5 protein-coding genes are annotated in these 3,793 nt (G+C 75.5%); 4 read left to right on the top strand and 1 reads right to left on the bottom strand.

Annotation, left to right across the window (positions count from 1 at the left end):
* The first annotated feature begins 172 nt into the window (after nucleotides 1-172).
* The 4 genes from ACFV8H_RS17205 (at nucleotide 173) to ACFV8H_RS17190 (ending at nucleotide 3,273) form a co-directional block, all read left to right on the top strand.
* On the top strand, nucleotides 173-1,087 hold the full coding sequence (locus ACFV8H_RS17205) for an NAD(P)H-binding protein (protein ID WP_380400537.1): 915 nt from the start codon (nucleotides 173-175) through the stop codon (nucleotides 1,085-1,087).
* Between the two features lie 83 nt (nucleotides 1,088-1,170).
* Nucleotides 1,171-1,665 carry a hypothetical protein gene (locus tag ACFV8H_RS17200; RefSeq protein ID WP_380400535.1) on the top strand — a complete coding sequence of 165 codons (495 nt, stop codon included), beginning with the start codon at nucleotides 1,171-1,173 and terminating at the stop codon, nucleotides 1,663-1,665.
* Between the two features lie 32 nt (nucleotides 1,666-1,697).
* Nucleotides 1,698-2,123 carry a VOC family protein gene (locus ACFV8H_RS17195; RefSeq protein ID WP_380400533.1) on the top strand — a complete coding sequence of 142 codons (426 nt, stop codon included), beginning with the start codon at nucleotides 1,698-1,700 and terminating at the stop codon, nucleotides 2,121-2,123.
* Nucleotides 2,124-2,310: 187 nt separating this feature from the next.
* Complete coding sequence (locus tag ACFV8H_RS17190; RefSeq protein ID WP_380400531.1) at nucleotides 2,311-3,273, top strand: SDR family NAD(P)-dependent oxidoreductase; 963 nt, start codon at nucleotides 2,311-2,313, stop codon at nucleotides 3,271-3,273.
* Between the two features lie 18 nt (nucleotides 3,274-3,291).
* Here ACFV8H_RS17190 and ACFV8H_RS17185 read toward each other — a convergent pair whose 3' ends face one another.
* A complete protein-coding gene (locus tag ACFV8H_RS17185) occupies nucleotides 3,292-3,642 on the bottom strand; it encodes a calmodulin (RefSeq protein ID WP_380400529.1) in 351 nt (116 codons plus the stop codon).
* Nucleotides 3,643-3,793 lie beyond the last annotated feature (151 nt).

Here is a 3,793-nt window from a genome sequence, read left to right as displayed (position 1 = left end):
CGGGGGGGGCGTGGGCGCGGGGCCCGGGGCCGCCCCCCCGCGGCGGCGCGGGGCGGCGTCCCCCCCCCCCGCCCCCCCACCCCCCCCCACCGCCCCGCACCCGAGCGGCACGCGACTCCCAGCATTCCTTAACTGGGTTGCCTTCTTAACTCAGTAATGTTTTCATGGCGGTATGAACCCGCAGCCAGGCCTTCCCCCCGTCCTCGTCACCGGAGCCACCGGCCGGATCGGGCGCCTCGTCGTCGACCACCTCCTCGACGCGGGCGTGCCGGTGCGCGCCCTCGCCCGTCGCGCCCAGGCGGCGGCGGACCTGCCGGCCGGGGTCGAGGTCTTCACCGGCGACCTCACCGTGCCCGAGTCGCTGGACCCGGCGCTGGACGGCGCCGGGGCGGTCTTCCTCCTGTGGACCGCCCCGCCCGCCACCGCCGGGGCGGTCGTCGAGCGGCTGGCGGCGCGCGTGCGGCGGGTCGTCCTGCTCACCTCCCCGCACCGGACGCCGCACCCCTTCTTCCAGCAGCCCAATCCCGTGGCGGCGATGCACGCCGACCTCGAACGCCTCCTCGCGGCCACCGGGGTCGAGTCGACGGTCATCCGGCCCGGGATGCTCGCCTCGAACGCGCTGGCCTGGTGGGCCCCGGCGATCCGGGCGGGCGAGGTCGTCCGCTGGCCCTACGGCGCCGCCGAGACCGCGCCCGTCGACGAGCGCGATGTCGCGGCCGTCGCGGCGCGCACGCTCCATCAGGACGGGCACGCCGGGGGCGACTACGTCCTCACCGGCCCCGAGTCGCTGACCCAGGCCGCGCAGGTGGGTGCCATCGGTGACGCCCTGGGGCGCCGGATCGCCTTCGAGGAGATGACGCCGCAGGAGTTCCGGAGCCTGTCGAAGGACGTGCCCGCGCCGGCCGTCGACATGCTGCTCGCCGCGTGGAACGCCGCGCTCGGCCGGCCCGCCCACATCACCTCCACGGTCGCCGACGTCCTCGGGCGGGCGCCGCGCACGTTCGGCCAGTGGGCCGCCGACCACACCGCCGCGTTCACCCGGGAGGCACGGGAGGTCCAGCAGGTCCAGGGCCCCCTGGGTCCGTGAACTCCTCGGGCCCGGGATGGTTCGTTTCCTGACCGTGCGTCGGTCGTTGAGCGCTGCACCACATCTCAACGGAGAGCCACCCCATGCCCGTTCGCCCCCGGCGCGCGGCGGCCGCAGCCGCCCTCGCCGCCGTACTGTCCCTGTCCCTGTCCCCCGCCGCCCGCGCCGCGGAGCAGCCGGTGACGTACAGCCTGCGCAACGCCCGTACCGGCACCTGTCTGCACCACGTCCCGGGCACCACCCAGGTGCGGCTGGAGCCGTGCGACGCGGCGGCGCCCGGGCAGCGGTGGGAGCTGCGGGCGGTCGGCGCGGCGGTGAACGTGGCGGCGCTCGACCCGGAGAAGGGCACCTGGGGGTGTGTGGCGATCGGTGACAACTGGAGCATCCGCTACGGCCAGTGCCGTGCGACCGAGGCGGCGTGGAGCGTGGCGGACGGCGGCCGGTCCCGGGTCCGCTCCGAGTCGGACCTCAACGACAACGACCTCTACCTGACGGAGACCCGGGAGGGCGGTCTGGGCGCCCGGCCCGGGGGCACCGGCCCGTCCGCGGACTGGACCGTGACGGCCGATAATCCGTGAAGCGCCTCTGCGTCCCCTGCTACGGTGCCCGGATGTCAGCGATCAAGCAGTTCCAGGTGACCTTCGACTGCGCGGAGCCCGCGCGCGTCGCCCGCTTCTGGTGCGAGGTGCTGGGGTACGTCATGGCAGCGCCGAAGGGGTTCGCCTCCTGGGACGCGTACGAGGCCTCCCGGTCCGCGGAGGAGCGGGGTTCCTGGTCGGCGTGCACCGACCCCTCGGGGGCGGGTCCGCGGCTGTACTTCCAGCGCGTGCCGGAGGGCAGGACCGTCAAGAACCGGGTGCACCTGGACGTGCGGGTGGGCACCGGGCTGGTCGGCGAGGAGCGCCTGGCCGTGCTCAAGGCCGAGGCCGCGCGGCTGGAGGCCCTGGGCGCCACGCAGGTGCAGGTGCTGTACGACGGCCACGACTCGTGCATCCCGATGCTGGACGTCGAGGGCAACGAGTTCTGCGTCGACTGAGCACCCCGGAGCGTGGTGGCGACGGCCGTCCGTACGTGGTGGCGACAGCCGTCCGTACGCGGTGGCGACAGCCGTCCGGCAGCGGGGACAGCGCCCTGCCGGTGAGGTGTGAGCGGCCCGCGGGAGCCTCGGGGCCGGGGCGTGATCGACGCGCCCCGGCCCGCCGCACCTCCCAGGGAGCCACCCGATGCCGATGCCCGACTCCGCACTCCAGAGCCCGCCGTGGGACGTCCACCGGCTGCCCCGCGCCGAGGGGAGGACCGTCCTGGTCACCGGCGCCAACGCGGGCATCGGCTACTTCGTCGCCGAGCAGCTGGCCGCCACCGGGGCGGGCGTCGTCCTGGGCAGCCGCGACCGGGGCAGGGCCCTGGCCGCGATGACGTCCATCGGCGCGCGGGTGCCCGGCGCGAGGCTGCGCCACCTGCCGCTGGACCTGGCCGACCCGGCCTCGATCGAGGCGTCCGCGGGGGCGCTGCAACTGGAGCGCCTGGACGCGGTCGTCCTCAACGCGGGCATCGCCCTCGACGACCCGCCGCGCCGCACCGCCGCGAACGGCCACGAGCTGATGTTCGCCACCAACCACCTGGGCCACTTCGCGCTCACCGCCCGCCTGGCCCCGCTGCTGCTGGCCACCCCCGGCAGCCGGATCGTGACCACCGGCAGCTTCGCCGCCAAGTCCGAACGCCTGGACCTCGCCGACCTCCAGAGCGCCCGCGACTACAAGCCCAAGCGCGCCTACGCCCGCTCCAAGCTGGCCCAGATGCTGTTCGCCGTCGAGCTCGACCGCCGCCTGCGCGCCGCCGGGAGCAGCACGCTGAGCGTCCTGACGCACCCGGGCGGCGCGCTCGACGCCCTCACCCCCGCCCGCCCGCCGCTGCACGAGCGCACCGCCGGCGAGCGGCTGAGCCGCCTGCCGCTGGGCCTGGTCGTCCAGGGCAAGGACGCCGCCGCCTGGCCGGCGGTACGGGCCGTGCTGGACGCGGGAGTGCGCGGTGGCCCGGTGCTGTGGAGCCCGCGGGTGTTCGGGCTGCGCGGCGAGCCGAGGCCGGAGCCGCTGTGGGAGCACCTGGCCGACCCGGCCACCGCGGCCTGGCTGTGGGAGGCCAGCTGCGAACTGGCCGGCTGCGAGCCGGTGTTCCCGGCGGGGTGAGGTGCTCGGAGAACGTGTTCAGGCGCCGATCTCGCGGGTGATCCTCGAACGTGCGGGGGCCCAGATCTTGTCGGGCAGGAAGCCCTCCTCGCCGATGGAGTCGAGCTGGGTGGCGACGTAGTGCCCGGTCGCGTCGCAGTCGTCGTCGGCCGTGGCGAAGAAGGTGATGCTGGCGGGCTCCAGGTGGAAGTTCCACTCCGGGTTGTGGTCGGCGGTCTCGGCGACGACGCGTCCCTGGACGTGGACTTCGGTGGTCTCGGTCCCGGCGAGGATGGCGCGGGCCTGGCGGATCCTCTCCTCGTCGTCGAGGCGGAAGACGAACTCGTCCTCGTTGGGGGACGGTTGGAGGCCGAAGAGGGCGGGGGCCACGGGTGTGCTCCTTGCTGGGGGTCCGGGGGCGGGGGGGCCCCCCCGGCCGGGGCCCCCCCCACCCCAAACCCGCCCCCCCACACCCCCCCGGGGGCACACCCCCCGCCCGGGGACCACAACTGGGGGGGGGTTAAAAGCCGCGGGTGAGACA

Source organism: Kitasatospora sp. NPDC059827 (assembly GCF_042731675.1).
GTDB lineage: Bacteria > Actinomycetota > Actinomycetes > Streptomycetales > Streptomycetaceae > Kitasatospora.
The sequence above is the reverse complement of the archived record's forward strand: the minus strand, read 5'-3'. Positions and strand labels throughout refer to the sequence as shown.